At 72.1% G+C, this 25,816-nt stretch carries 20 protein-coding genes; 9 read left to right on the forward strand and 11 right to left on the reverse strand.

What is annotated here, in order from left to right:
- Positions 1–8: 8 nt before the first annotated feature.
- A complete protein-coding gene (locus FHS29_RS26395; protein ID WP_246440868.1) occupies positions 9–551 on the reverse strand; it encodes a hypothetical protein in 543 nt (180 codons plus the stop codon).
- Between the two features lie 91 nt (positions 552–642).
- On the opposite strand from FHS29_RS26395, the gene FHS29_RS26400 reads away from it, so the two are divergent.
- Entirely contained in the window at positions 643–2,325 is a 1,683-nt protein-coding gene (locus FHS29_RS26400; protein WP_184695019.1) for a BCCT family transporter, read from the forward strand.
- On the opposite strand, the gene FHS29_RS26405 is transcribed toward FHS29_RS26400, so the two are convergent.
- Positions 2,303–2,737 (reverse strand): DUF6474 family protein, encoded by a 435-nt coding sequence (locus tag FHS29_RS26405; protein ID WP_184695021.1) that lies wholly within the window; start codon positions 2,735–2,737, stop codon positions 2,303–2,305. The two genes, FHS29_RS26400 and FHS29_RS26405, sit on opposite strands and share 23 nt — an antisense overlap.
- Before the next feature lie 116 nt (positions 2,738–2,853).
- On the opposite strand from FHS29_RS26405, the gene FHS29_RS26410 reads away from it, so the two are divergent.
- Positions 2,854–4,491: a TM0106 family RecB-like putative nuclease gene (locus tag FHS29_RS26410; RefSeq protein WP_184695023.1), complete on the forward strand. Its 1,638-nt coding sequence runs from the start codon at positions 2,854–2,856 to the stop codon at positions 4,489–4,491.
- Between the two features lie 609 nt (positions 4,492–5,100).
- Here the strand turns inward: FHS29_RS26410 and FHS29_RS26415 are convergent.
- Positions 5,101–5,397, reverse strand: a complete 297-nt coding sequence (locus FHS29_RS26415; RefSeq protein ID WP_184695025.1) for a hypothetical protein — start codon at positions 5,395–5,397, stop codon at positions 5,101–5,103.
- 401 nt (positions 5,398–5,798) lie between these two features.
- A complete protein-coding gene (locus FHS29_RS26420; RefSeq protein ID WP_184695027.1) occupies positions 5,799–6,551 on the reverse strand; it encodes an SDR family NAD(P)-dependent oxidoreductase in 753 nt (250 codons plus the stop codon).
- A 295-nt stretch (positions 6,552–6,846) separates the two neighbouring features.
- On the opposite strand from FHS29_RS26420, the gene FHS29_RS26425 reads away from it, so the two are divergent.
- Positions 6,847–8,142: a UDP-glucose dehydrogenase family protein gene (locus FHS29_RS26425; RefSeq protein WP_184695029.1), complete on the forward strand. Its 1,296-nt coding sequence runs from the start codon at positions 6,847–6,849 to the stop codon at positions 8,140–8,142.
- 85 nt (positions 8,143–8,227) lie between these two features.
- Entirely contained in the window at positions 8,228–10,021 is a 1,794-nt protein-coding gene (locus FHS29_RS26430; protein ID WP_184695031.1) for a gamma-glutamyltransferase family protein, read from the forward strand.
- A gap of 178 nt (positions 10,022–10,199) precedes the next feature.
- Here FHS29_RS26430 and FHS29_RS26435 read toward each other — a convergent pair whose 3' ends face one another.
- Entirely contained in the window at positions 10,200–10,529 is a 330-nt protein-coding gene (locus tag FHS29_RS26435) for a hypothetical protein (protein WP_184695033.1), read from the reverse strand.
- Positions 10,530–10,762: 233 nt separating this feature from the next.
- Here FHS29_RS26435 and FHS29_RS37820 point away from each other — a divergent pair, with 233 nt between their 5' ends.
- Both FHS29_RS37820 and FHS29_RS26445 read left to right on the forward strand, forming a co-directional pair.
- Positions 10,763–11,692: a sensor histidine kinase gene (locus tag FHS29_RS37820; RefSeq protein WP_312865108.1), complete on the forward strand. Its 930-nt coding sequence runs from the start codon at positions 10,763–10,765 to the stop codon at positions 11,690–11,692.
- The gene (locus FHS29_RS26445) at positions 11,574–12,218 is read left to right on the forward strand and encodes a response regulator (RefSeq protein ID WP_221456684.1); all 645 of its coding nucleotides are present in this window, start codon (positions 11,574–11,576) and stop codon (positions 12,216–12,218) included. The genes FHS29_RS37820 and FHS29_RS26445 overlap by 119 nt, the downstream gene beginning before the upstream one ends.
- A 195-nt stretch (positions 12,219–12,413) precedes the next feature.
- Here FHS29_RS26445 and FHS29_RS26450 read toward each other — a convergent pair whose 3' ends face one another.
- Positions 12,414–12,788 carry a hypothetical protein gene (locus tag FHS29_RS26450; RefSeq protein WP_184695036.1) on the reverse strand — a complete coding sequence of 125 codons (375 nt, stop codon included), beginning with the start codon at positions 12,786–12,788 and terminating at the stop codon, positions 12,414–12,416.
- 374 nt (positions 12,789–13,162) lie between these two features.
- Between FHS29_RS26450 and gmd the strand changes: the two genes are divergently transcribed.
- Both gmd and FHS29_RS26460 read left to right on the forward strand, forming a co-directional pair.
- Positions 13,163–14,152, forward strand: a complete 990-nt coding sequence (gene gmd / locus FHS29_RS26455) for a GDP-mannose 4,6-dehydratase (RefSeq protein WP_184695038.1) — start codon at positions 13,163–13,165, stop codon at positions 14,150–14,152.
- A complete protein-coding gene (locus FHS29_RS26460; RefSeq protein ID WP_184695040.1) occupies positions 14,149–15,033 on the forward strand; it encodes an FkbM family methyltransferase in 885 nt (294 codons plus the stop codon). The genes gmd and FHS29_RS26460 overlap by 4 nt, the downstream gene beginning before the upstream one ends.
- Before the next feature lie 165 nt (positions 15,034–15,198).
- Here FHS29_RS26460 and FHS29_RS26465 read toward each other — a convergent pair whose 3' ends face one another.
- The 5 genes from FHS29_RS26465 to FHS29_RS26485 form a co-directional block, all read right to left on the reverse strand.
- Positions 15,199–17,610, reverse strand: a complete 2,412-nt coding sequence (locus FHS29_RS26465; protein WP_184695504.1) for a glycosyltransferase family 4 protein — start codon at positions 17,608–17,610, stop codon at positions 15,199–15,201.
- A gap of 14 nt (positions 17,611–17,624) precedes the next feature.
- Complete coding sequence (locus tag FHS29_RS26470; protein ID WP_184695042.1) at positions 17,625–18,758, reverse strand: class I SAM-dependent methyltransferase; 1,134 nt, start codon at positions 18,756–18,758, stop codon at positions 17,625–17,627.
- 143 nt (positions 18,759–18,901) lie between these two features.
- Positions 18,902–20,200, reverse strand: a complete 1,299-nt coding sequence (locus FHS29_RS26475) for an alginate O-acetyltransferase AlgX-related protein (protein ID WP_184695044.1) — start codon at positions 20,198–20,200, stop codon at positions 18,902–18,904.
- Positions 20,197–22,677 carry a glycosyltransferase family 4 protein gene (locus tag FHS29_RS26480; RefSeq protein ID WP_184695046.1) on the reverse strand — a complete coding sequence of 827 codons (2,481 nt, stop codon included), beginning with the start codon at positions 22,675–22,677 and terminating at the stop codon, positions 20,197–20,199. The genes FHS29_RS26475 and FHS29_RS26480 overlap by 4 nt, the downstream gene beginning before the upstream one ends.
- Positions 22,670–23,830 carry a flagellar basal body-associated FliL family protein gene (locus tag FHS29_RS26485; RefSeq protein ID WP_184695048.1) on the reverse strand — a complete coding sequence of 387 codons (1,161 nt, stop codon included), beginning with the start codon at positions 23,828–23,830 and terminating at the stop codon, positions 22,670–22,672. Before FHS29_RS26485 ends, FHS29_RS26480 begins: the two co-directional genes overlap by 8 nt.
- Before the next feature lie 277 nt (positions 23,831–24,107).
- Between FHS29_RS26485 and FHS29_RS26490 the strand changes: the two genes are divergently transcribed.
- Positions 24,108–25,814 (forward strand): hypothetical protein, encoded by a 1,707-nt coding sequence (locus tag FHS29_RS26490; protein ID WP_184695050.1) that lies wholly within the window; start codon positions 24,108–24,110, stop codon positions 25,812–25,814.
- Positions 25,815–25,816 lie beyond the last annotated feature (2 nt).

Here is a 25,816-nt window from a genome sequence, read left to right on the forward strand (position 1 = left end):
GGTGTGTGTCAGCTGACTCGGGTGATCAGGACTGCGGGTGGCCCTCTGCGGCCGTTCACCCGCCGCAGCAGCACGGCGGTCAACGTGTCGAAGCCGGTCGGCGCGGGGAGCGGACCCGCTCGGTGCGCGGTGGGGACGAACGCGCACAGCACCGGCACCAGCCGGGACACCGCGGTCGCCAGCGCCGCCAGGGCGCTGTCGGCACGGGCCAGCAGCAGGCCGGTGAGCAGGGCCGCCACCACGTGCGCGGCGGTCATGGCCACCGGGCTGAAGCCCAGCCCCGGCCCCTCGGCCACGTGGTTGCCCAGGTTGAGCAGCGCGTGCTGGCCGAGCTGCGCCACGCCCAGCGTGCCCAGGATCGTCCACGGCCGGCGCCCGCGCTCGGCCGTCGCCGCGCCTCCGAACGCCACCAGCACGGTCAGCGGCAGCGCGGGCGCGAACTCGGTCACGTCGCCCCCGGCCGCCCCGTGCGCGGCCACGCTGAGTGCCGCCGACGTCACGGCCAGCAGAACGGCCCGCGCGAGGCGGGTCGGGGCCGGACGTCGGGTCATGCACAGAGCGTAGGAGAACACCGCTCGAAGGTGTGAGGCACTCTTGACGATCACAGGTTTGCGTTGGTCCGAGTGGTGGTAAGGGGTACCCGTGAAGAGGCCTGACCATGCCATCGAACAGCCCTTGCCGGGCGAGCCGGGACGATCCGCAACGAGCGAGCGGGCGGCCGACCGCCCGGGACGCGTGGACCCGGTGGTCTTCGGGGTCGCCGCCGCCGTGGCACTCGGCTTCCTGGCGTGGGGCGTGTTCGGCACCGGCTCCCTCGCCGCCGCCTCGAAGACCGCGCTGGCCTGGGTCATCGGCCACCTCGGCTGGGCGTTCGTGCTGGTCGCCTCGGGTTTCGTGCTGTTCGCGCTGTGGCTGGCGATCAGCCGCTACGGGCGCGTCCCGCTCGGTCGGGACGACGAGGAGCCCGAGTTCAGGACGGTGTCGTGGGTCGCCATGATGTTCAGCGCGGGCATGGGCATCGGACTGATGTTCTACGGCGTCAACGAGCCGCTGTCGCACTTCGTGAAACCGCCTCCGGGCACCGCGCCGGGCGGCACCGACGAAGCGCTCCAGACCGCGATGGCCACCACCCTGTTCCACTGGACCGTGCACCCGTGGGCGATCTACGCCGTCGTCGGCCTCGCCATCGCCTACGGCAGCTTCCGGCGCGGTCGCAGCCAGCTGATCAGCGCCGCGTTCGGTCCGCTGCTCGGGCGGCACGCGTCCGGGCCCGCCGGTCGGGCGATCGACGTGCTGGCGATCTTCGCCACCCTGTTCGGCTCGGCCGCCTCGCTCGGCCTGGGCGCGCTGCAGATCGGCAGCGGCCTCACCGTCGCGGGCTGGAGCGTCGGCAACGCGGTGCTGGTGGGCATCATCGCGGTGCTGACCGCGGTGTTCGTCGCGTCCGCCGTGTCCGGCGTGGCCAGGGGCATCCAGTGGCTGTCGAACACCAACATGGTGCTCGCCCTGGTGCTCGCGGCGTTCGTGTTCGTGGTCGGGCCGACGGTGTTCGTCCTCGACCTGATCCCGGTCGCGATCGGCGACTACTTCCGCGACCTGGCCGACATGGCGGGGCGGACGGCGGCGTCCGGCGGCGACGCGACCCAGGCGTGGCTGTCCGGCTGGACGATCTTCTACTGGGCGTGGTGGATCTCGTGGACGCCGTTCGTCGGCATGTTCATCGCCCGGATCAGCCGGGGCCGCACCATCCGGCAGTTCGTGACGGGCGTGATCGGCGTGCCCAGCGCGGTGAGCCTGGTGTGGTTCTGCGTGTTCGGCGGCACCGCGATCTTCGAACAGCGGCACGGGACGGACCTGGCGGGCGAGGCGTCGCCGGAGGGCCAGCTGTTCGCCCTGCTCGACGGGTTCCCGCTGGCGGCGGTCTCCGGTGTGGTGGTGATCCTGCTGGTGGCGATCTTCTTCGTGTCCGGCGCGGACGCCGCGTCGGTGGTGATGGGGACGCTGTCGCAGCGCGGTTCCATCGCGCCGACGAAGGGCGTCGTCGTGTTCTGGGGCTTGCTGACCGGCGCGGTGGCGGCGGTGATGCTGCTGGTGGGCGGCTCGAACGCGTTGACCGGGTTGCAGAACCTGACGATCATCGCCGCCCTGCCGTTCGCGGTGGTGATGGTCGGGCTGTGCGTGTCACTGGCCCGCGACCTGCGCAGCGACCCGATGATCCGGCGCGAGGAGCGGGTGGCCGAGGTGATGGACGAGGTGGTGCGCGGGCCGGAGGAGACCGCCCTGCTGACCGTCGAGCAGGTCGTCAGGACACGCCCAGGCGCTTGAGCAGGTCGGCCTCCAGCGCGTCCAGGTCGGTGCCGACGGCGCGGTGCGCGGCCCTGCGGCGGGCCGTCGGCATCCGCTCGGCGGCGCGCACCGCGGCCAGCAGCTGCGACAGGCGCGACTCGGTGGACCCCACGTACGCCGGGTCCTCGGTCCGCAGCTCCTCCAGGGCCTGGCCGAACCCGGCGATCCGGGCGTGCAGCCGCGCGCCGTGGCCCGAGTACCGGGTCAGCTCGTCCACCGGTACGCCGAGCCTGCGCGCCCGGTAGTGGTCGTAGCGGTCGCTCACCAGCGCCGCCGCGCGGACGGCCAGCGGCGCGACCACCGGGATCAGCGCGGGTGCGACGACCTTGGCCACCCCGACCAGGTTCCTCGCCCGGCCGGCGGTGAAGCCCTTGCCCCGTTCGCGTGCCATTGCCGCCACCTCCTGCACCGAACCCTAGAGGTCGGACGGGAGTCGCGCACGGAAGATCCACTCCGGTCCATCAGGTTGCTCGTACAAGCGTCCCGGCGGCGGCATACCCTCTTGCCGTGACTTCCCAGGTGCAGCTGGACGCCGGCGTGGTCACTCGTTGCCGGCGGCGGGTGCACCTCGAACACGATCCAGCCATGCGAGAGGTGCCCAGGGCCGCGCCGGACCCGACCGGCCAGCTGCGCAAGGCCGACGCCACGGAGCACCGGCGGGCGGTCGCGGCGGCGCTCGGGCGGACCGCGGGCTCGGAGCTGATGGAGATCCCGCAGGACGTGCCCAGCGCCGACCGGGAACGCGTCACGGCCGCCGCGATGCAGGCAGGGGTGCGCTACATCTGGGGCGCGGCACTGCCCCGCGACGTGCGCGGCGGGCGGCGCGGCGGGATCGACCTGCTGGTCAAGGCCGACACCGGGTACGTGCCGGTGCTGGTGGTGCGGCACAAGGTCACCGATCCGGGGACGGGGGCGCGGACGTCGCCGCTGTCGCACCCGCTGCCCGGCGGCGCGCGGGTGGACCCGCTGCGCAAGGTGCGCCCGCAGCCGCGCGACCAGCTCCGGCTGGCCCACGCCCAGCGCCAGTTGCAGGCGGCCGGGTTCGCCGCGGCGGGCCGGTCCTACGGCGGGGTCGTCGGGATGGACGGCGACGTCGTGGTGTGGCACGACCTGGAGGCGCCCACCTGGCCCGGCGGGCGCACGGCGCTGGCCGAGTACGACTCGCGGTTCTCCGACCGGCTCGCGGTGGCCACGGCGGCGGCGACCGGCGCGGACCCGCTGGCCCGGCCGTCCCGGATCGTGGAGTGCCGCAGCTGCCCGTGGTGGCCGGTGTGCGAGGTGGACCTGCGGTCGGCGCGGGACGTGAGCCTGGTGGTGCGCGGCGAGGACGCGGTGGCGCTGCGCAAGGCGGGCGTGTCCACCGTGGACGACCTGGCCGCCCTGGACCCGGTCGGGAAGCAGGTCACCCCGTTGGTGGGGATGCTGTACTCCGATGCGGTGATCTTGGCGCGGGCGTGGCTGCGCGACCTGACCGTGGTGCGGCGCGCGCCGTCCATGGACGTGCCGCGGGCGGACGTCGAGGTGGACGTCGACATGGAGAGCTTCGGCGACCTCGGCGCGTACATGTGGGGCTGCTGGCTGTCCGGCGCGGACGTCGGCGAGGAGCACGGCTACCGGGCGTTCGCGACCTGGGAACCGCTGCCGTGCGACGACGAGGCGCGGTCGTTCGCCGAGTTCTGGAGCTGGCTGACCGGCGTCCGGCTGCGCGCGCGGGCCCGCGGCCTGACGTTCCGGGCGTACTGCTACAACGAGCTGGCGGAGAACCGGTGGCTGCTCGGGTCGGCCGAGCGGTTCAGGGGCCGGCCGGGGATCCCGACCGTGGCGCAGGTCCGGGAGTTCATCTCGTCCGACTCGTGGGTGGACCTGTTCGGGATCGTGCAGGAGCAGTTCCTGTGCGCGCACGGCAAGGGGTTGAAGACCATCGCGCCGGTGGCGGGGTTCTCCTGGCGCGACCCGGAGGCGGGCGGCGAGAACTCCATGCGCTGGTACCGCGACGCGGTCGGGATGGACGGGGCGCCGCCGGATCCGGTGCAGCGGCGGCGACTGCTGGAGTACAACGAGGACGACGTCCGGGCCACGCACGCGTTGCGGGAGTGGATGACGTCGGACGCCATGGCCGGGCTGCCGTTCGCGGGCGACCTCTAGCGCGGACCACCTCCGGCCGAGCACCGTTCCGCGAGTCTTGGCGCGCGAGACGCGCGTTCGGGCGGGGTGTCCGGCGAGTTCGGCTCCGGTGCGCGCGTTGTGAGGCCGAAGGCGAGCCGCGCGCTCGGAGCGCGACTCGCCCGGTGTCGGCAGTCCCGATCAGCCTCGGCTAGCGCGGAGCCATGCGGAGGGCGCCGTCACAGGGGGCACATCAACCCCGGAGAGGCCGCGCGGACTTGCGGTGCAGGCGGGGCCTGTGGCGACGACCCTTGCTGAGGGGATGTCCGATCGAAGTGCAGGCTGCTTACGGGTGCGGTCCGATCGTCACAATCGTGAGCTGATCTTTCTCAAGGCCGTAGATCCACCATATCCGCCAAGCCGAGGGAGTCTTGTTCTCGACGTAGGACTCCCATAGTTGAGTGCCGTTCGGCCCTGGCACTGACTGGTATGGGTGCGAGCGCAACGCCGGGTAGCGCGGACCCAACTCCTCTAGTTGGGCCAGCGCTTTCCGGATCTTCTTGAGCTTCTTGGCGTACTGCTGCTTCCCTCGAAGCTCCTCTAGAACTGCTGAAGCCTCGGCGGTGTACAGGAGTTCGTAGGGTGGAGCGCTCACTCGTCCTCTTCGTCGATCTCGACGTCAGCGGTGACCCAGTCGAGCTTCTGCACCTTGCCCTCCGCGGCGTCTGCCAGGCCGCGGAATAGCGATGCCCTCAGCTCGTCGTTCTCCCAGACCATCAACTCCCGCTTCGGGATGCTGGCCAGCGGGGTGAGCAGGATAGCGCCTTCGTCGTTGATCGACACAGCGTAGCGGTCGTCCTTGTGGACTCCTGCCTTACCGAATGCGATGCGCGAGCGCTCGTCGGCGGCTACTTCGGCGATGGGGCGGAATCCTTCGAGTGTCGTCATGGTGAGCCCCTCGATCAAGTTGCGAGCTGGGTCAGGCAAGCCGTCACCGTTGCGGCAGTGACGCGCTGTGAAAGCCGGGATGCTCCGCGACACAGTGTCCGGCCGACCCTCGTCAAGGATGGGTGCGTCGCAGTGTCGGTGGTGGCTGGTTGGTGTCGGCGCTGTCTTCAGGCTAGTGACATGTGGGCAAGTGGGCAATACCCCATCCTGTTGACTGTCACACAACGCTGAGGGGTGGCGGATGGTTCCCGACGGAGCCGTTGATCTTGGGGCGGGGCACTTAGTCGAGGTCGGATCAGGCGCAGGTGCCGTCTGCGCGAGTTGGCGAACGGCCCGTCCTGATCCGTGCTACTGACCCCGACGAGGGAAGTGGGTTGCCCAGCACAGACCGGCCGCGCCGGCTAGCGCGGAGCCATGCGGAGGGCGCCGTCCATCCGGATGACCTCGCCGTTCAGGTAGTCGTTCGCCACGATCGCCACCGCCAGCTGCGCGTACTCCGCCGGCAGCGCCAGCCGCTTCGGGAACGGCACGCCGGCCGCCAGGCCCGCCCGGAACTCCTCGGACACGGTGGCCAGCATCGGCGTGTCCACGATGCCCGGCGCGATGGTCATGACCCGCACGCCCACCGACGACAGGTCACGCGCGGCCGGCAGGGTCATGCCCACCACGGCCGCCTTGGACGACGCGTAGGCGACCTGGCCGATCTGCCCGTCGTAGGCCGCGATGGACGCGGTGTTGATCACGACGCCGCGCTGGCCGTGCTCCAGCGCCTCGGTCTTGCCGATCGCCGCCGCCGCCAGCCGCAGCACGTTGAACGTGCCCACCAGGTTGACGTCGATGACCTTGCGGTACAGGTCGAGCGGGTGGGGGCCGGCCTTGCCGACGGTGCGGGTGGACGGGCCGATGCCCGCGCAGTTCACCACGATCCGCAGCGGGCTGCCGGAGCCGGCGGCGGTGTCCACGGCGGCCTGGACGTCCTCCTCCGAGGTGACGTCGGCGGCCAGGTAGGTGACGCCGTCGACGGGTTCCGCGTCGTCCACCCGGATGTCCAGGGCGAACACCGACGCGCCCTTGGCCGCCAGCGCCCGCGCGGTCGCGTTGCCCAGACCGGACGCGCCGCCGGTGACGATCGCCGCGGTTCCCTCGATCTCCATGCTGCACCCTCCATCGCCCAGCGACTCTGCCGGGACTGGAGGTTAACGGTCGTTCAGCGGCTTGTGGTCGGAGAAGTGCAGCAATGCGACCAACGGCACGGCCGCGAGCATCGCCAGTCCCGCGAACAGCAGCGTGATCAGCACGAGTTCCATACCTGCACCTTGCTCCTGAGCAGGGTGGTTCCGCGTCCGCCGCAAGTGGGTTTCGGTCTACACCCGGGGGACTACCTACCTCACTCTCCGCATACAACTCCAGTTCGTCCCACGGCCAACTTCGGCTGCGACCGTCTGCGACATGTTCGTCCGACGGATCGCGGTCGTGGGAACGGGTTACGTGGGCCTGACGACGGGAGCCTGCCTGGCCTCCCTCGGTCATCGGGTCGTGTGCGCCGACGTGGACGCGCTGAAGGTCGCCCGGCTGCGCGCCGGGCAGGTCGACATCCTCGAACCCGGCCTGACCGAACTGGTCGACGAGGGCCGGGCGGCCGGGCGGCTGGCGTTCGTGGAGGGCGCGCGGGCGGCGGTGGCGGACGCGGAGGTCGTGTTCCTGTGCCTGCCGACGCCGATGGGCGCGGGCGGCGCGGCCGACCTGACCGCGGTCGAGTCGGTGGCCCGTGACCTGCGGGAAGTCCTCCCGTACGGGACGGTCGTGGTGTGCAAGTCGACCGTGCCGGTGGGCACGTCGACGCGGGTGGCGGCGCTGCTCGGGCGCGAGGACGTGGCCGTCGTGTCGAACCCGGAGTTCCTCCGCGAGGGCAGCGCGGTGCGGGACTTCCTGCACCCGGACCGGATCGTGGTCGGCTCCGACTCGCCGCAGGCCGCCGAACGGGTCGCGGCGCTGTTCGCCAAGCTCGGCGCGCCGACCGTGCTGATGGACGCGGCGAGCGCGGAGATGGTCAAGTACGCGGCCAACTGCTTCCTGGCGATGAAGCTGTCCTACGTCAACGCGGTCGCCGAGCTGTGCGAACTGGTGGGCGCGGACGTGTCGTCGGTGACCGACGGCATGGGCTACGACCGGCGGATCGGCCAGTCGTTCCTCCGGCCGGGACCGGGCTGGGGCGGGTCGTGCCTGCCCAAGGACACCCACGCCATGGTGCGGATCGCAGAATCCGTGGGCGTCGACTTCGCCCTCGTCCGGTCCACCATCGAGACGAACCGGCGGCAGCAGCGGCGGGTGGTGGACAAGGTGCGGGACGCGGTCGGCGGGACGCTGGCGGGCGCCCGGATCGGCATCCTCGGCCTGGCGTTCAAGGCCGGCACGAACGACCTGCGCGACTCGCCCGCGCTGGCGGTGGCCGAGCTGCTCGCGTTCGAGGGCGCGGAGCTGGTCGCGCACGACCCGGAGATCCGGCAGCCGCTGGTCGGGATGACCGTGGTGGACGACCCGTACGCGGCGGTGCGGGATGCCGATGCGGTGGTGTTGCTCACCGAGTGGCCCGAGTTCCGGACCCTGGACTGGGTGCGGGTCGCCGGCCTGATGACCGGCGCGGTGGTCCTCGACACCCGCAACCACCTGGACGCGGACGCCCTGCACCGGGCCGGTCTGGCGCTGGGCGGACCAGGTCGCCGGCAGCCCGCCGCGGCGAGCTGAGAAGGTTTCCGATCTGCCCCTCCATCAGGCAACGATCCAGTTAGCAGGGTTAACGAAAGGCGGGACGCCCACGTAGGTTGTCCGCGTGTTCACAACCCGCCCGGAACTCGTCGGCACCCACGGCATGGTCGCGTCCACGCACTGGCTCGCCTCCGGTGCGGGCATGGCGGTGCTGGAGGACGGCGGCAACGCGTTCGACGCGGCCGTCGCGGCCGGCTTCGTCCTGCAAGTGGTCGAACCGCACCTGAACGGACCGGGCGGCGAGGTGCCCGTGGTGTTCGCCGCCGCCGGCGAGACCACGCCGCGCGTGCTGTGCGGACAGGGCGTCGCGCCGGCCGCGGCGTCCATCGGGCACTACCGGGACCTCGGGCTGGGCCTGGTGCCCGGCAGCGGGCTGCTCGCGGCCACCGTGCCCGGCGCGTGGGACGGCTGGCTCACCCTGCTGCGCGACTACGGCACCAAGTCGCTGCGGGACGTCCTCGGCTACGCCATCGGGTACGCGCGCGACGGGTTCCCCATGCTGGAACGCGCTTCCGCGACCATCGGCCTGGTCGCCGAGCTGTTCCGCGAGCACTGGACGTCCTCGGCGGCGCTGTGGCTGTCCGGCGGGCAGGCGCCCCGGCCGGGCGAGCGGTTCCGCAACCCCAAGCTGGCCGACACCTGGGAGTGGCTGCTGGCGGCCGGCGAGGCCGCCGGGTCGGACCGCGAGGCGCAGATCGAGGCGGCGCGGCGGGCGTGGTCGCAGGGGTTCGTGGCGGCGCAGGTGGAGGAGTTCTGCCGGACCGCCTACCGGGACGACTCGGGCCGTGACCACGCCGGCCTGCTGACCGGGGAGGACATGGCCGGGTGGCAGGCGTCCTACGAGGACGCGGTCACCGCGGACTTCGGCGACTGGACGGTGGCCAAGGTCGGGGCGTGGTCGCAGGGGCCCGTGCTGTTGCAGCAGTTGCTGCTGCTGGAGGGGTTCGCCGACCGGCTGTCCTACGTGGACGGCGTGCCGACGGCGGAGACCGTGCACCTGGCGGTGGAGTGCGCCAAGCTGGCGTTCGCGGACCGTGAGGCCTGGTACGGGGACAGCGGCGACGTCCCGCTGGGGACGTTGCTGTCCCGGGAGTACGCCGAGGCCAGACGTGGCCTGGTGGGCGACACGGCGTCACTGGAGCTGCGCCCCGGCTCACCTGACGGGCTGAAGGCGGTGCTCGCCGGGCACGTTCTGGCGGGTAGTCCCGTTGCCGGGGAAGAAGGAGGCGGCGCCCTCGGCGAACCGACGGTCTCGCGGACCGGCGCGGTCAAGGGCGACACCGTGCACGTCGACGTGGTGGACCGCTGGGGCAACCTGGTGTCGGCCACCCCGTCCGGCGGCTGGCTCCAGTCCTCGCCGACCATCCCGTCCCTCGGGTTCTGCCTGGGCAGCCGGGCGCAGATGTTCTGGCTCGACGAGGGCCTGCCCAACTCGCTCGCACCGGGCAAGCGGCCCCGGATCACCCTGTCGCCGTCGCTGGCCCTGCGCGAGGGGCTGCCCGCGCTGGCCTTCGGCACGCCCGGTGGCGACCAGCAGGACCAGTGGCAGCTCGGGTTCTGGCTCGCGCACACGGTGGGCGGCCTGAACCTCCAGGAGGCCATCGACTCGCCGATGTGGCACACCAACGCGTTCCCGAGCTCGTTCTACCCGCGCGGGTGGACGCCCGGTGAGGTGGTGGTGGAGTCGCGCCTGGGTGCGGAGGCCATCGGGTCGCTGCGGGAGCGGGGGCACTCGGTGCTGGACTCCGGGGCGTGGACGCTGGGGCGGATGTCGGCCGTGGCGCGGGACGCCCGGGACGGTCTGCTGCGCGGTGCGGCCAACCCGCGCGGGAACCAGGGCTACGCCGCGGGTCGCTGACCCCGGCTCTCGAAGCCGGGCCGGTTCGACAGGAGCCGGGCCGGTTCGCGAGAAGCCGGGTCCGTGGCGTCGGGTCGTGACGCCGCACCACCGACGTACCCGCGCACTGCGCGAGGGGTTGGAACGGCCCCGGCCCGAGGGGGAGGGGGCCGGGACCGTTCCGGCTGGGGGGTGCGGGTCAGATGTCCGCGCCGAGGTCGACGTCCGAGGGCGCGGCGCTGTTGTCGTAGCCCAGCAGGGACGAGACCGTCTGACCGTCGAGGTTGGTGACCACGGCCTTCGCGTTCGGGTTCTGGAGGTTGAGGAACTTGATCTTGCCCGCGCCGTCGGTGGTGTCGATCGCGGCGATGTCGTCCACGCCTCCGACCTTGCCCAGCTCGGTGTCCAGGTCCGGGGCGGACTGGAGGTCGGCACCGGCCGCGCTGGCGGTTCCGCTGCCCAGGCCGAGCATGACGGCGGCGCCGCCGAGGGCGACAGCGGCCCCCGCGATGGTCTTCCTGAGGTTCATGTGGCGGAAAGTTTCGTAGTCCGGGGGGTCGGATCAAGCTCGCTAATTCGTCCGAGTGGACTTCTTCACCCGGACCGGTGATCCACACCGCCCCGACCGGTTGGGCGGCGATCTCCGACGCGATCCCCGGCGGCAACCCCGGCACAGGACCCCGGCGTACGACGGCTGACGTACCCGGGAAGCCCGCTCGGCGGCCGATGTCGTGCCCGGTGGCGCTCCCGTACGGTCGAGCCGTGGCTTGGCTGGCGTGGGTGTGGTTCGCGGCGACGTTCGTGCCGCTGCTCTGGCGTCGGCGCTTCCCGGTGGCGGTCATCGGCGTCACCGGGGTGTCCACCTGGCTGTACTACGTGACCGGGCACTGGGGGCCGCTGATCGCCGCACCTGCGATCGCGGTGCTCTCCCTGCGACGGGTGCGCGTCGCCGAGCGGCGGGACCGGCAGGTGGAAGAGGAACGGCTGCGGATCGCCCGCGAGGTGCACGACGTGGTCGCGCACAGCCTGGCGATGATCAACGTCCAGGCCGGGGTCGCCGCGCACGTCGCGGACCGGCGGCCGGAGGAGGCGGTGAAGGCGCTCAAGGCGATCAAGGAGGCGTCCGGGCACGCGTTGGACGACCTGCGGGCGACCCTCGGCGTGCTGCGCAGCGGCGAGGGGACGACCCCGGTCCCTTCGTTGAGCAGGCTGGACGAACTGGTCGCGCCGGTGCCGGCGGCCCGGGTGGTGGGCGAGCCGGGCGAGCTGCCGGCGCCGGTGGACGCGGCGGCCTACCGGGTGGTCCAGGAGTCGTTGACCAACGCCATGCGCTACGCCGCCGACGCGTCCGCCATCACGATCACGTTCCGCCGCACCGGGTCCGCCTTGGAGCTGACCGTGCAGGACGATGGTTCGGGCACGTCCGCACCGCAGGGCGCGGGCACCGGGCTGCGGGGCATGCGGGAACGGGTGGAAGCGCTCGGCGGCGAGCTGCGGGCGGGGCCGCGCGACGGGGGCGGGTTCGAGGTTCGGGCGGTTCTGCCGTGGGAGGTGGCGCGTGATCAGGGTGGTGCTGGCCGACGACCAGGTGCTGGTGCGGGCGGGTTTCCGACTGCTGCTGGACACCGAGGACGGGTTCGAGGTGGTCGGCGAGGCGGGCGACGGGGCGGAGGCGCTGCTGCTGGCCCGTGAGCACCGCCCGGACGTGGTGGTGATGGACATCCGGATGCCGGGCACCGACGGTCTGACCGCGACCCGGGACGTCTGCGCCGAGCTGCCGGACGTGAAGGTGCTCGTGCTGACCACGTTCGACGTGGACGAGTACGTGTTCGAGGCGCTGCGCGTCGGGGCGTCGGGCTTCCTGCTCAAGGACACCGACCCGGTGGAGCTGCTGCGCGCCCTGCGGGTGGTTGCCCAGGGTGACGCGCTGCTCGCGCCGAGCGTCACCCGTCGCCTGATCGAGGAATTCGCGGCGCGTCCCGAGCACCGCCGGCCGGACCCGAAGGCGCTGCGCGAGCTGACCGCGCGGGAACGGGAGATCCTGGCGCTGGTCGCCGGTGGCCTCTCGAACGAGGAGATCGCCGAGCACCTCGTCATCAGCCCGGCCACTTCCCGCACTCACGTGAGCCGGGTGATGACGAAACTGGGGGCGCGGGATCGGGCGCAACTCGTGGTGCTCGCCTACGAATCCGGTTTGGTCAGCCCGCGCCGCCCATAAGCCGAGAGTATGAGGAATTGTTATAGCCCCGGTAACCGACCGTATCGGTCGTTTTGGTCTTCCATTCCGGCGGCTTGTCGAGAGGGTGCATATTCCCACTACGGAAAGCGATGAGCGTGCCGGGAAATTGTACTCAGGGTGACCACGGCGACAAGCCCCGCGTTGTTCGCGCGGGGCTGGGATCGGGTGGGAGGCTCAGGCGATAGCGCCCGGCGGCAGCTTCAGCTTGAACGGCAGCGTCGTCACGACGGCCAGATCGGAGGCCGTCCGCTTCATCAGCGTCGGCGCGTTGCGGGCCCCCGGCTCCGGCAGGTCGAGCAGCCGTTCGACCGCCTCCACGAGCGGACCCTCGTAGATCCAGACCGCCTGGGCGGCCCGGGTGCTGTCCCGAACCGCAGGTAGGCGGCCCGCGCGGGCCTCGGTCTCGGACCAGAACAGGATCGAGTCGATGAAGCCGCGGCGTTGTTTGAACGCCATGATGCGATCGAGCTGCCCGTCCTCGTCCCGGAGGTGGAGGAACTGAAAACCGCTCTCGCGCAGCTCGATGACCTTGCTGAGTGCGAGATCCATGACGCACCTACCTCTGTTGTGAGGTCCCCTAGCAGGCACAGGTCTGGTGACCCGAAAAAGATCGTACGGCAAGCGCACAATCCGCCATAGGGCCTAGGTGGACGTTGTTGTCCCAATGTGGCCACGATCCCGGGCGGTTTTCGATACGGACCGCAGCGTCCGAACGGTGCGGAACGAAAATGCGACCGCTCCCAAGGTGACCAGGCTCACAGCAAGCCACATCTGAGTCTCCGGTCGGTCGGGTTGCCCATGTCATCGGAACAGACGTCTCGCATGGGAGCGGGGTTGCCTGCCCTCCCCACCGCCAACCGCTACCTCGGTAGGCTTGCCGGATCGGGTGAGGGGGTGCGCGGGGCCGCCGCTATCCTTGCTCGGTGGCGCGTGCATTGATCACCGGTATCACCGGACAGGACGGCCGATACCTGGCCGAACTCCTGAACAGCAAAGGGTACGAGGTCTTCGGCCTGGTCAAGGGTCAGAACAACCCCCGTGCGGAGTTGGTGCAGCAGGAACTGCCGTTCGTGGAGATCGTGTCCGCGGACCTCCAGGACCTGACCAGCCTGATCGCAGCCGTCGAGCAGACGCAGCCCGACGAGGTGTACAACCTCGCGGCCATCTCGTTCGTGGCGCTCAGCTTCAAGCAGGCCGAGCTGACCGCGAACGTCACCGGCCTGGGCGTGCTCCGGATGCTGGAGGCCATCCGCATGGCCGGCGGCAGCACCAACAACCCCATCCGGTTCTACCAGGCCTCCAGCTCCGAGATGTTCGGCAAGGTCCGGGAGACCCCGCAGCGCGAGACCACCCCGTTCTACCCGCGCTCGCCGTACGGCGTGGCGAAGGTCTTCGGCCACGACATCACGGTCAACTACCGGGACAGCTACGGCCTCTACGCCTGCTCCGGCATCCTGTTCAACCACGAGTCGCCCCGCCGCGGCCTGGAGTTCGTCACCCGCAAGATCACCAACGCGGTGGCGCGGATCAAGCTCGGCCTGCAGGACACGCTGGTGCTCGGCGACCTGGAGCCGCGCCGCGACTGGGGCTTCGCCGGCGACTACGTGCAGGCCATGTGGCAGATGCTCCAGCAGGACCAGCCGGACGACTACGTCATCGCGACCGGCCAGACGCACAAGGTGCGCGACTTCGTGGCCGCCGCGTTCACCCACGCGGGCATCGAGGACTGGGAGAAGCACATCACCCAGGACCCGCGCTTCTTCCGCCCGGCCGAGGTGGACCTGCTGGTCGGCGACGCGTCCAAGGCGCACGACGAGCTGGGCTGGAAGCCGGAGGTCGACTTCGCCGGCCTCGTCGCGATGATGGTCGACCACGACCTCGAGGTGGAAGCCCGCAAGGCCGGTATGTCGTGATCTCGTACGCGCAGAACGGGGAGGACGTCGTGCTGGCCCGCCTGTTCCACGGGCGGACCACCGGTCGCTACGTCGACGTCGGCGCGGCCGACGCCGTCGAGGACTCGGTGACCAAGCACTTCTACGACCTGGGCTGGCGCGGCATCAACCTGGAGCCGATCCCGGCGCAAGCCGACCGGCTGCGACGGGCCAGGCCCGACGACGTGACCCTGGCCGTCGCCATCGGTGCGGAGAACGGCACCGCCACGCTGCACCTGGTCGCCGACCGGTCCGGTTGGTCCACCCTGGACTCCTCGCTCGCCTCGGCCTACCGGTCGGAGCTGGCGGTGGAGGAGGTGGAGGTCGAGGTGCGGACCCTCGCGGACGTGCTCGACGAGCACCCCGGACCGGTCGACTTCCTGAAGATCGACGTCGAGGGCGCGGAACAGGCCGTCATCGAGGGCGCGGACTGGGACCGGCACCAGCCGCGCGTGGTGGTGGTCGAGGCGACCGAGCCGGGCTCGCCCAAGCCCAACCACTCGGGTTGGGAGCCGCTGATGACCGCGGCGGGGTACCGGTGCGCGCTGTTCGACGGCCTCAACCGGTTCTACGCGCGGGAGTCCGACGCGGAGGCGCTCGACGTGCTGGCCGCTCCGGCGAACGTGTTCGACGGGTTCGTGCGGGCGGAGTTCGCCGACCGGCGGGCCGCCCGGGTGGCGGAGATCGGGTACATCCGGCGGCTGGAGAGCGCCGTGCACGAGGCGCAGGAGGCGCGCGCCAAGGACGCCGCGCACATCGACGAGCTGCGGGTCGCGCTGAGCGAGGCCGAGGTGCAGCTGGGCAGGGCGAACCGGCGGCTGGCGGCGCTGGAATCGCGCCTGGTGGAGCTGGAGATCGGCTGAGCGGTCCGGTCAACCGACTGGTCCGGTCTGCCGATCGGTTCGATCAGCCGACCGGTCCGGCCGGCCGAGCGATCCGGGGCGTGGCTTCGGGCGCCGGTTGGTGCTCCGGTGGGCGACCCGGTCAGGCCCGACCCGGCCGCACCGGGTCGGGCGTCCGCGGAGCGGTCACTTGGCGCGGATGTCCCGGTGCACGCCGCCCAGGTGCAGACCGGTCCGGTAGATCTCGTGCACCCGTTCGCGCATCACGGCACCGACCGCGTCCGCCCCGCTGTGCGCCCGGATCGCGTCACGCGCCCGCGCACCCATCCGCGCCCGCAGCTCCGGGCTGTCGGCGAGCCTGCGCAACCACCCGGCGGCCTGCGCCACGTCCGGCTCGGCCCACAGCTGCCCCGGCCGGTACCAGTCGGCGAAGCGGTTGTCGTAGCGGTGGTCCTTCTCGGTGATCGGCCTGATGTCGTAGCCCACGGTCGCCGCCGCGCCGGGCGGCATGAAGTCGGTGTTGCCGCCGTAGCCGGTGGCCACCACGGGCTTGCCGAGCATCATCGCCTCCGCCATCCCCAGGCCGTAGCCCTCGGAGCGGTGCAGTGACGCGTAGACGTCGCACGACGCCAGCAGCGAGTCCATCTCCGGCCGGCTGAGGTCGTCGGCGACGAGCGTGCCGTTCACGCCCGCCACCGCGTCCGACAGCGCCGCCGCCATCAGCGGGAAGATGTCCAGGTCGATCGCCTTGATCACCAGGTGCGCCTTCGTCCCGCGCTCGTGCGGCGGGAACGCCCGGCGGAACGCGTCGATCACGCCCCACGGGTTCTTCCGCGCGTCGCTGGACGAGGAGCTGAACGTGAACAGCACGACGAACGCGTCCTCGTCCAGCCCGAACCGGGCCCGGTCCGGGGTCGCCTCGACCTCGGGGATCACGTTGGGCACCACCGTGATCGGGATGTCGGTGACGGTCCGGAACGCGTCACCCACGAACGACGACACCACCCACAGCTCGTCCAGCCGGGGCAGCTGGACCAGGGTGTAGTCCAGGATCTCCGGCAGCTCCCACGCCCACAGCGCGATCGTGTACCGGTCGAGCGAGCTGTCCGGGATGAGCTGGAACTCGTTGAGGTTCACCATCCACAGGTCGACCGGGTAGTCCTTGCCGCCGCGCAGCTCGGACAGCTCGCGCGGCACGGCGACGGTGCGGACCGGCGCGCGCGAGTTGAACTCGGTGTAGGTGAGCCCGACGTCGGTGCCCAGCAGTGCCGTCCCGGCGCGCCGGAAGGACTCGGACAGGCCGGTCGTGGCCCGCATGTCGGCGAACAGGTTCACGCCCGCGGTGGCCGACCGTTCCACGATCTCCACGTTGCTCAGCGGCTGCCGCTTCGCGCCGACGCCCACCGGTGCGTCGATCCCCGGTGCGTGAGCGCCGTCGGCCGCGGTCTCCAGGGCCTCGCGGTACTGGCGCGCGACGACCGGCCAGGACGCGGCCCGCGCGACCCAGTCCCGGGCCAGCCCGCCCGCCGAACGGGCGCGCTCGGGCTCGGTGACGACCTGCTCCAGCAGCGCCGCCAGCCCCTCCGCCTCGGCCCGCGGCTCCGTGGGCACCCGCCAGCAGAACTCCTCGTCGTAGTGCCGGTTCTGCGGCAGGTCGCTGGTGATCACCACCCGGCCCGCGCCGAACGCCCGCATCATCACCGCGCTGGTCTCGCCCGCCGTCGGCCAGCGCAGGTTCACCACCGCGTCGGTCGCGCCGATCAGCTGCTCGAAGTCGTCCTTGGCCGGGCTGAGCTCCATCCGCACGGCGTCCGCCAGCCCGTACTGCTCCAGCGCCCGCACCACGTCGGCGTGCACGTCCGGGTAGTCCACGTGCCCCGCGATCAGCAGCCGGGCGTGCGGCCACCGCCGCCGCACCTGCGCGAACGCCAGCACCACCACCAGGATCCGCTTGATCCGGTTGAAGCCGCCGAACACCCCGAACACCACGTGGTCGTCGTGCCAGCCGAACCGGGCGCGCACCGACGCGCGGTCGGCGTCGTCCCGGACCGGGGCGCCGGAGTTCACCACCGCCACCGGCAGACCCGGGTACCGCGTGCGCAGCCGTGCGGCCGAGTACGGGTCGTGCACGATGACGCCCCGGCTGGCGGACACCAGCCGCCGCTCCATGGTCAGCGTCATCGCGTCCAGGTAGCGGGGCCCGTCCGCCTCCACCGCCGGCCACCCGTTGAGCAGCGCCGGGTCCTGCGGGTCGCCCCAGATCGGGCCGTGCGCGAACGCCACCTCGTCCCGGAAGCCCCGCGTGCCGATCCCGCCGTGGTAGCCCTGGGTGAAGTCCAGCAGCGAGGTGTCGTGCAGCACCACCACACCCGGCACGGCCAGCGCCTGCCGGTAGATCCACGAGTGCACGCCCGCGTGGTTGCCCATCTGGTACACCGGCAGCCCGTCCGCCTCGGCGGGCGTCACCAGCGGGACCGGCGCGGAGGCGTCCGCCGACCGGGACACCGCCGACACCGCCACCTCGTCGGCCAGCGGTCCGAGTAGCTCGTAGGTGTAGTCCGCGATCCCGCTGCGCTCGGGCGGCAGCGGGCTCCACATCCCGACCCGCACGGTCACGTCCACGCGAGCAGGCAGTACCGGCCGGCCCGCGCCGAGTCCGGGGCCGCGGTCGCGGGCCAGCCGTCCAGCGGACCGCTGTCCGGGTACCGGACCTCGACCCGGCAGAACCCGGCCACCTCGGCGAGGAACCGCAGGAACGTCGGGTGCACCGGCCGCTGCGCGAACGGGTCGACGTGGAAGTCGGCCATGCCCGGCCCGTCCGGGTTCGGCGTCTCCAGCAGCAGCACGCCGCCCGGCTTGAGCGCCTGCCCGGCCAGGTCGAAGAACCGGGACAGCGAGGCCGCGTCCCGCCGCTCGACGAACCGGAACGCGGTCACCGCGCCCAGCGAGCGCTTCGCGGTGCGCGCCAGCACGTCCAGCGGATCGGCCTCCTCGACGGACAGCCCCAGCTCACCGCAGTGCTTGACGACGAACCGGTTGGCCGACGCCCCGGACGCGGGCACGTCCGCCGACCGCAGCACCTCCAGCCACTCGCCCCGGCTCGGCGACACGTCCAGCACGGGTCCGTGCGCGGCCCGCACTACCGGCAGGTACGCGGCGCGCGCCGAGCGCGTGCCGTCCACCGGCCCGTCCAGCAGGTGCGCCACTGGCAGTTCCAGCGCCGACGACCGGTCCGGCGCGGCGGACACCTCGGCCGGCCGCGGCGCGGCGGCCCGCGCCTGGTCCAGGAACAGGTCGAGCTGGGCGTGCCGCAGCCGGGTGTCCAGCGCGGCCGAGTCGAGTTCGGCCAGCCGCCGCTCGATCCGGTCCAGCCGGGCGCCGATGTCGTCGGCCGCGGTCTCCCGGTCCACCAGCCGCAGCCGCAGGTCGGTCACCTCGGTGCGGATGCCGCCGATCGCCGCGTACAGCCGCTGGTTGAGGCCCGCCATGATGTTCTGGTCGGCGGTGCGCAGCTTCTCCACCTCGGCGGCGAGGTCCTCGCTGGCCGCCGCGCGACCGCCGCCCTGGCTGAGCGCGTCGACCGCGTCCCGTACCGCGAGGTTGAAGTCGACCTGCCACTTGAGCTGCCGCTTCCACAGCAGGCGCAACAGGAATCTGCCGAACAGGTCCCGCGAGCGCAGCGGCAGGTTGAGGTTCCGGTGCTTCTCCAGACGGACGATGGCGTCCGCCAGGCGTGCGTGCGACATGGACCGTCCAACGAAGGCGAAGGCGATGCGCCGACGAGAAGGCGCCGGCTAGCGGCAGTCTAGGACAGCCGCCGCGGCCCTCGAGCCCGATCGCCGCAACCGAGTCGAACGCCACGCCGGGCCAGGTCGCCGCCGGGCCGTGGTCAGCGGATCGGCTTGGCCTTGAGCTCCTTGACCACGGCGTCCGCGATCACCGGGTTGAGCAGGCTCAGCGAGCCGGACACCAGGCTGCGCTCGGCGACCTCGACCACCACGGTCGACTTGTCCGCCAGCATCTTCCCGGCCGCCTCGCCGCGGTCCGCCGCCAGGTTGCCGTGGTGCATGATCGTCAGGTCGCCGAACACGCTGCCCAGGTACTTGGTGGTGCGGATGGTGAACGAGTCGCTGAGCATCCCCACCCGGTAGCCGTACGTGCCGGGCCCGGTGGCGGTGTTCAGCCGGATCGGGGTGGTGAACTCGCGGGGGGTGCTGTCGCGCGTCTGGTTCGTCCTGCCGTCCGGGCGGATCAGGTACGACAGGCCGGTGGTGGTGCCGGTCCGGCCGATCAGCGGCGGCAGGTCGGCCGCCGCCTGCCACGCCGGCCCCTCGTCCACCCGCCACTTCGAGCTGATGCCGGGGCGCAGCTCCTCGGCGATCCGGCGGGCCATCACGACGCCGCCCTCCTCGCCCCAGTGCGCGTCGACCGGCCCGTACACCGGGGTGCCGAGCCGTTCGCCCCAGTCCTTGAGGTCCTTGCGCACGTCGAGCAGGTAGTCCTCGCCCGCCACGGCTTTCCAGAACTCGTCCACCACCTCGCGGTGGCACTCCCGGCCGGGCAGGTCGGCGGGCAGGTTCTGCGGGTACAGCGTCGCCTTGTCCGGCGCGATGACCACCACGAACCGCCGGCCGGACGAGGTCACGCCGTCCCGCAGGGCCCGCATCCGCTGCATGACCTCGTCCGTGGTGAGCGCCTGCGAGCAGTGCCCGGCCAGCTCGTTGCCCAGGTACAGCCAGCCGTTCGTGCCCTCCACGACGTCCGGGAACGTGACCGGCGGCCGTTTCGGCTTCGCGGGCTTCGAGGTCTCGGTCGGGATCGGCGGACCGCCCGTGTCCGCCTTCGGTCGCGCGGGGGGCTCGCCGAACACGCCCCGGCTGATGTCGTCGTAGAGGCCGATCGCCTGCTCGCGCAGCGGGAGGTGGTCCGACGCCCAGCCCTGGAGCCGGGAGATCTCGGTGACGCCGGGGAACGCGGTCAGCGCCCGGTTCTCGAACTCGCGCGGTCGCACGCCCAGCACGAACGCCACCGCGGGCAGCGTGAGGAACACGACCGCGCAGATCAGGGACAGGCGTTGGGTCGCGCCGTGGCGGGGGCGGTGCAGGGCGTGCTCGGTCGGCAGCAGCGACTCGTGCACGGGCGGCAGCACGAACTTCGTCTCGGAACGGGACTCCTGGTGAGCGGTCATCGCCGGTCCAGTATGGCTTCCACCCGGCCCAGCGCGTGCCGGATCGGACCGGCGGCCGGGCCCAGCACCCGGCGGGCGGCGCGCACCAGCGGCGGGCGGTGCGGCGGCGTGGTGCGGGCCAGCCACGTGCGGTGGGCGGCGTCGAGCCGGGTCCGCAGCCAGGCGGCGGCGGCGTCGAACGACCGGGTGCGCAGCAGGTGCTCGCGGGCGGCGAGACCGCGGCGGTGCGCTTCGTCCGGGTCGTCGGCGATCTCCCGCATGGCCCGCGCGGCGGCGTCCAGGTCGGGGTCGGCCCAGCGGGCGTTCGGCTGGTACGGGGGCCAGCCCTCGCCCACCTCGGTCATGGTGTGCGGGACCGGCCAGCCGACGGCGGGTGTCACGAACTCGCTCGTGCCGCCGTAGTCGGTGGACACCACGGCCAGGCCCCGCATCATCGCCTCGGCCACGGTCAGCCCGAAGCCCTCGCTGCGGTGCAGCGACACGTAGGCGTGGCTGGTCGCGTACAGCTCGGCCAGCTCGCCCGCACCCAGGTAGCGCTCGACCAGCGTGATGCGCGGGTCGTCGGCGGTCATCAGCCGCAACCGCTCGGCCGCCCCGGTGTGGAGATGGGCATTTGTCGATTTGATGACCAGCTTGACGTCGGTCCGCCCGGGGAACGCCCGCTGGAACGCCGTCACCACGCCCCACGGGTTCTTCCGCTGGGCCGTGCTGTTGAAGTCGAACGCGAACAGGAACCCCGTCGTCTCACCGGGTCGCCGGGGCTCCGCGCGCACCGGAGCGCGCTCCACCACCGGGATCGGCACGGTCCGCACCGGCACCGGCGAGTGCGGCTCGACCGCCCGGCGCACGAAGTCGCTGACCGTCCACACCTCGTCCACGAAGCCGAAGTGGTGCATGGTCGCCGGGAACTCCGCCAGCTCCCACGCCCACAACCCGATCCGGTAGCGGCCGTGCCCGACCTCCGGGTCGGCCTCCAGCAGCGGGCGGGTGAAGTCGCCGTTCACCGTGATCAGGCTGACCGGGTACCTGGGCCGCCCCACCGAGTCCGGCGCGGCGACGCCGGTGCGCGCGGTGCCCCGGACCGAGTGCTCGTCCACCACCGACACGTGCGGGATGCCGGCGGCCTCCACCACGTTGAGGATGACCCGGCCCATCTCGCCGATACCCAGCTCGGCGGTGTGGTAGCCCGCGACGTTGACGCCGAACGCGTCGACCGGCGGCGCGACCTCGCGGGGCGGCACGGGCAGCGCCCAGGTCGGGATGCCCTCGTCGACGCCGTGGCGGGTGCACCAGTCCCGGAAGCCGGGGTCCAGGGCGTCCAGCGGGCGGGGGAAGGCGGCGCGCAGGTCGATGCGGGACTGCCACACGCCGTGCAGCAGGCGGTTCATGCCCGAGGCGCGTTGGGCGGGCGTGGCGGGGGAGGTCAGCCAGGCCTTGAACGCGCTGCCGTCGCCGTCGAACGGGTGCGGGGGGAGGGTTTTCGGGCGGGTGTCCAACGGGTCCGGCTCGGCCGCCGCGCGGAGGGCGTCCTTGAACACCTCGCGCATGGTGGGGGTGATCTTCTCGCCGTCGCCGTCGCCGTCGGTGCTGCCGTTGGTGCTGCCGTCGGTGCTGGTGCCGGAAGCGCCGAAGGTGTCGAAGTTCGAGGCCCGGGTGGGTCTCCGGGGCGCCAGGTCGTAGACGGCGCGCCACTCGGGGCGTTCGGACAGCAGGACCCGGTCGTGGTCGCGTGCGGCGAGCCAGGGCTGCTCCGGGTCGTGGCCGGTGAAGTCGATCAGGCGGGTGCCGGCGGGTTCGCGTTCGTGGAGGTTCCACGCGGCCACGCCGATGCCGGGGTCACGCGCCACCCGGTGTTCGAAGAGGGCGGCGGCATCGGCGGCCCAGCCCTCCGGCGACCCGGCGAGCAGGTCGGCGCGGGTGCGGTCGGCCCAGAAGTCGACGAAGGCCTCGGTGTCGAAGGATTCGCCGCTGCGGCCGACCGCGACGAAGTTCTCGGTGAACCCGCCCACGCGCGCCGGGTGCCTGCCGTCGTCGGGGAGGGGGTGGAGCAGTTTCGGGACGAGGGTGAGGCCGTCGCCGAAGTCGGGCAGCGGGGCGAGCACGACGGAGTCCGCGCCCAGGTGCACGACCAGGTCGTGGGTGGCCAGCAGGCGGCGGACGAGCAGCGGGGCGGCGGCCTGGACGAGCTGTTCGGACGTGCCGCAGGTGGCCAGGCGCAGGTAGTCGTCCGCCGGCAGGCCGAGATCGCGTGCGGACAACACGGTGACCGCACCCGGCTCGAAGCTCCCCGTGAGCCCCGCACTCGCCGTGGGTTCGGAATCGCCCGCGGTTCCCGCGGCGAGATCCCAGACGTCCGCGACCAGGACGACGAAGGCGTGGTCGGGGTGGTGCCGCAAGTAGGAGCGGGCCAGGACGCTCGCCGCGTCCGGCCCGCCGCCGACTACTGCTGTGCTGCCCGCGGTCCGCCGGTCAGGCATCCGCGGGGAGTTGTTCGAGCTGGGCCAGCATGATCTCGTCGAACGCCTTCGTCAGCTGCGCCATGTCCTTGCCCGCCACCTGCACGCGGACCACGACGTCCTTCGTCACGTAGTGCCCGCGCACCGCGCCGAGGCTCTCGCCGGCCGGCGCCACCTGGAACGCCGTCACGCCCGCCGGCGTGGTGCCGGTGTAGGGCTGCATCGCGTACTTCGCCTGGAGCACGCCCAACGCGTCGCGGGCGGTCTTCGCCTCGACCACGCCGTTCGTCTTCACGGTCAGGATCTGGGTGTACATCGCGCCGCCCGACACCACGGAGCCGGCCAGCCTGCTGCGGCCCGCGCCGGCCGCCAGGTACGCCTGGTTCTCCTCTTCGGTGAGCAGCTTGCCGGACACCACGTCGGCGAAGTTCTTCACGCCGGACTGGTCCTGCGCGACGCCCGGCAGCTTGGCGACCTCCAGCCCGTCCTTCGGCTTGGTGGTCGTCGTGGTCGGAGCCGTCGAGCTGGTCGTCTGACCGCCCGTCTGCCCCGTCTGGTCGGCCGGCCGCGTGGTGAAGAACCAGATGGCGCCGCCGATCAGGGCCAGCACGACGATGATGCCGACGATCGCCAGCCACTTCTTGCCGCCGCCGCCACCGCTCTCGTCGAACACCTCGGGGCCCTGGGCGATCCAGCTCGGCGTCTGCTCGCCGACCACGCCGAAGCCCTGATCGTTGCCCCACGGCGGGGTGTTCACCGGCGCGCCGCCGGCACCGCCCCAGGCGCCCTGCGGGGGCTGCTGGTGGGGTGGCGGCAGCTGGTTCGGCGGGGGCGCGACCGGGCGCACGTACTGCGTGCGGTCGGCGTCGGCCGGGCGCTGGCCGGTGACCACCTGGGTCGCGTCCGGGTTCGGGTTGTGCGGCACCGGCGGCACCGGCGGCTGGCCGGTGTTCACCACCTGCGTGGCGTCCGGGTTCGGGTTCTGCTGGTTGGGCGGCGACGCCTCCCAGCGGAACGGCGCGCCGAAGGGGCCACCGCCCTGCTGGGGCTGCTGCGGGCCGGCGCCCGAGGCGGAAGCCAAGAGCTCGTCACGACGCCTGCGGTACTCGTCGGCACTGATCCGACCCTCCGCCAACGTCCTGTCCAGCTCCGCCAGGTCCTCTTGCCAGGCCATCCGCCCCTCCAAAGTCGCGCGCGGTGGCCATTGTGTCCTATGGGCCCGAGCGGCCTCCCGGCATCCGGCACTTGTGATGCGGTCGTTGCCGTCGATGAGCGGTGTCCACCCCGCCGTCACCGGCCCGACCGGTCCGCGTGGTGCTCCCGCAGCGTCCCCGGTCGGCGCATTACCGCTGGTCGGGACCGGGTATCGTGCCGCACCGCAGCGTCGGTCGATCGGCGCCATCCGCCCGGGGGGAATGTTGGTCACCGAATCCGTCGACGAGGGATCGGCCGTGTCCGCACGGCGTGGTCCCGGCTTCCTCGCGCGGTGGTTCGGGCGGGAGGGCACGCTGGTCGTCCTCCTCGGGTTCGCGCTCTCCGCGGCGTTCAACTGGCCGGTGGTCCGCAATCCCAAGTCGGTGGTGGCGGGCGACCTCGGCGACCCGCTGCTGCAAGCCTGGGAACTCGCCTGGCACCGCCGTTTCCTCACCGAGGGCGGCGACCTGTGGACGACGAACATGTTCTTCCCGTCGGAGGACAACTTCGCGTTCTCCGATTCGCTGCTCGGCTACTTCCCGCTGGCGGTCTTCGGTGACGGCCAGTACGCGGCGGTGATGCGGTACAACGTCGCCTACATCATCGCGTTCGCGCTGGCGTTCATCGGCGGGTACTTCCTCGCCCGGCAGCTGGGCGGCAACTGGCAGGCAGCGCTGCTGGCCGGCGCGGTGTTCGCGTGGGCGCCGTGGCGGCTGCTGCACAGCAGCCACCTCAACATCCTGTCTTCCGGCGGCATCGCGCTGGCGCTGTACGCGTTGGCGCGCGGGCACGGGTACTCGTTCCGGTCCGGTGCACGCCCCGGACTGGCGCGGCCCGGCTGGGTGGTGGCGGGCTGGCTGCTCGCCGCGTGGCAGATCACCATCGGGTTCGCGACCGGCATCCCGTTCTTCTACCTGATGGCCGGCGTCGGCGTGGTGACCCTGGTGGTCGTGCTGCGCCGCCGGGCGGAATTCGGCGACCGGGTCCTCGTCGCGAACGGTGTCGGCGGGGCGGTGTTCGTCGCCGTGACGCTGATGATGGCGATTCCTTATCTCCAGGTGGTCGAGCGCTACGGTTTCACCAGGGCGTGGAAGGAGATCGCCGAGCTGTCCGCGCCGCCCGCAGGGCTTCTCACCGTGTCGGACATGTCGTGGCTGTGGCGCGGTTCCGTCTTCGACAGCGCCGCGAACCTGCCGCTGCCCGCGCCGTGGGAGAAGATGCTGTTCCCCGGCTTGGCGCTGGTCGTGCCGGCGGTCGTCGGGCTGTTCGTCAGCGTGTGGTCGAAGCGGCTGCGGACGTGGCTGGCCGTGGCGGCGGTCGTGGTGGCCGTGCTCGCGCTCGGCTCGGGCTTCTTCGACGGCGCGGTCTACCGCCTGCTGTGGGAGTTCCTGCCCGGCTGGAACTCGATGCGCACCCCCGGCCGCCTCGTCATGTGGGTGGTGCTGCTGCTGTCCCTGCTCGCGGTCGGCGCGGTGACCAGGCTGGGGCAACTGCTCGCGGAACGGGTGCGGAACCGCAGGCTGGTCGCGCTGGCCCTGGTCGTGCCCGCGGTGTTCGCGCTGCTCGAAGGTTTGCCGGTGCGGCAGTACCCGCACGTGCCGGGCATCCCGTCGGGGCTGAAGACGGTGTTCGAGCAGGTCCGCGAGCCGATGGTGATCGTGCCGATGGACAACTCCAGCGAGGTCCGCTACCTGCTGTGGTCCACCGAGGGCTGGCCGACGATGGCGAACGGCAACTCCGGCAACTACCCGCTGCCGTACGTGGAGCTGCACGAGGTGACCAGGAACTTCCCGAACACCCACACCATCGACGTGCTCGACAAGCACGGCATCCGCGCCGTCGTGGTGATGAAGTCGACCGTCGTGGACACCCCGTGGGCCGACATCCTGAGCCGCCCCACCGCCGGCTACCCCATCACCCGCACGGAAACCACCGACGCGGTCCTGTTCACCATCAAACCCTGACC

The organism is Saccharothrix tamanrassetensis (genome assembly GCF_014203665.1).
Classification (GTDB): domain Bacteria; phylum Actinomycetota; class Actinomycetes; order Mycobacteriales; family Pseudonocardiaceae; genus Actinosynnema; species Actinosynnema tamanrassetense.